Source organism: Microbacterium sp. H6 (genome assembly GCF_003314775.1).
Taxonomy (GTDB): domain Bacteria; phylum Actinomycetota; class Actinomycetes; order Actinomycetales; family Microbacteriaceae; genus Microbacterium; species Microbacterium oxydans.
Window position 1 is genome coordinate 16,897 of the sequence record NZ_QOAY01000203.1, and the last position, 1,461, is coordinate 18,357.

At 67.1% G+C, this 1,461-nt stretch carries 1 protein-coding gene; it reads left to right on the forward strand.

The features are described from left to right. Positions 1 to 180: 180 nt before the first annotated feature. Positions 181 to 1,158 carry a hypothetical protein gene (locus tag DSP71_RS13605; RefSeq protein WP_113681353.1) on the forward strand — a complete coding sequence of 326 codons (978 nt, stop codon included), beginning with the start codon at positions 181 to 183 and terminating at the stop codon, positions 1,156 to 1,158. Positions 1,159 to 1,461 lie beyond the last annotated feature (303 nt).

Here is a 1,461-nt window from a genome sequence, read left to right on the forward strand (position 1 = left end):
CGCAGTCGCTCGGGGGCATGGGTCTCGACGATAGGCATGGGTCCGGGGACTGCCAGGTAGGCAGGTGCACCGCCGACTGTTGTTCTGCACAGCGTGGATATGAAGCGAGTTGTCCGCACTTCCGGCAAGCGCTGGTCATCGCAGTGTGGATGGGCTGCGGGAAGGGTGAGGATCGAGTGCATGCGCAGGACCATCACCATCGAGGAAGCGCGCCGGCTCCTTCTCGCCAGAAGCGATGTGCTCGCTCGAGGGGTGACGGAGCGCGAGCTCCGGGCCATGGTCGACGACGGCTCGATCGTGCGAGTGCGTCGCGGCTGGTACGCGGATTCAGTGGAGTGGGAGCAGCTCTGGGACGAGAGTCGTCATCTGTTGAAGGTGCTCGCCGTGCACCGGGAATCCGCCGGTAGCCGTGCCACATTCTGCTTCGCTTCGGCGGCCGTCATCCACGGGCTTCCGCTCTATCGGACCTCGCCGACCCACGTTCACGCTGTTCTCGGTCCGACGAGTCGCAGCAGAGTGCAGTGGGGTGTCGCGAGGCACGATCTCACTCTCCGCGATAGCGACCTCGTGGAAGTCGAAGGCATCAGATGCACCTCGCTCGAGAGGACCGTGCTCGATCTGGCATGCCGGCTCACGCCCGAAGCGGCGATCGCCGTCGCCGACGCGGCGCTACGGCGAATGGCGGTCCGGCGACACGACCAGGACCATACGGCCGCCGCAGAGTGGCGGAGTGAACTCGGGAGGCGGGCGCAAACCCTCTCGAACCGTGGCATCCGTCAGGCCCGAGAGGTGATCGCGTTCTCAGATGGCCGCGCTCAGCTGCCCGGAGAGAGCGTGAGTCGTCTGCACCTTCACCGTCTCGGGTTCACCGAGGTCGATCTGCAGTCGCGCGTCACCGGACCGCACGGCGAGGAGTACTCGCTCGACTTCGCCTTTCGGGGAGCGCGGACGTTCGGCGAGTTCGACGGGCGAGGAAAGTACCTCGATCCGACGTTGCGCACAGGGATGTCGGCGGAGGCCGTGGTGCTCGCGGAGAAGCGTCGGGAGGATGCGATCCGCGGGGTCACAGGGTGGCGGATCGTCCGCTGGGGATCCGAGGACATCGTCACGTCGGATGCTCTCGGTGCGCGGCTCCGTGCGTTCGGCCTCCGCCCCTGACGCACGCTGCACTCGTGCTCGCCGAGCCCCCGTGTGTCACCGAGACCCACGCTCATCGCCCAGACCCATGTTCGGACGCGCATCCAGGTGTGGGTCTCGGTGGGGTGCGTGGGTCTCGGTGGGAGTGCGCCCGTCCTCACGCCATCTCATCGCCCAGACCCACGCTCATCGCCCAGACCCACGCTCTAACGCGCATCCGAGGGTGGGTCTCGATACGGAACGTGGGTCTCGGCGGAGACGAGGGGGTGAGGGGGGGGGAGGAGGACGGGGGAGGGGAGATTTGGGGGGATTTGGGGGGAGAGG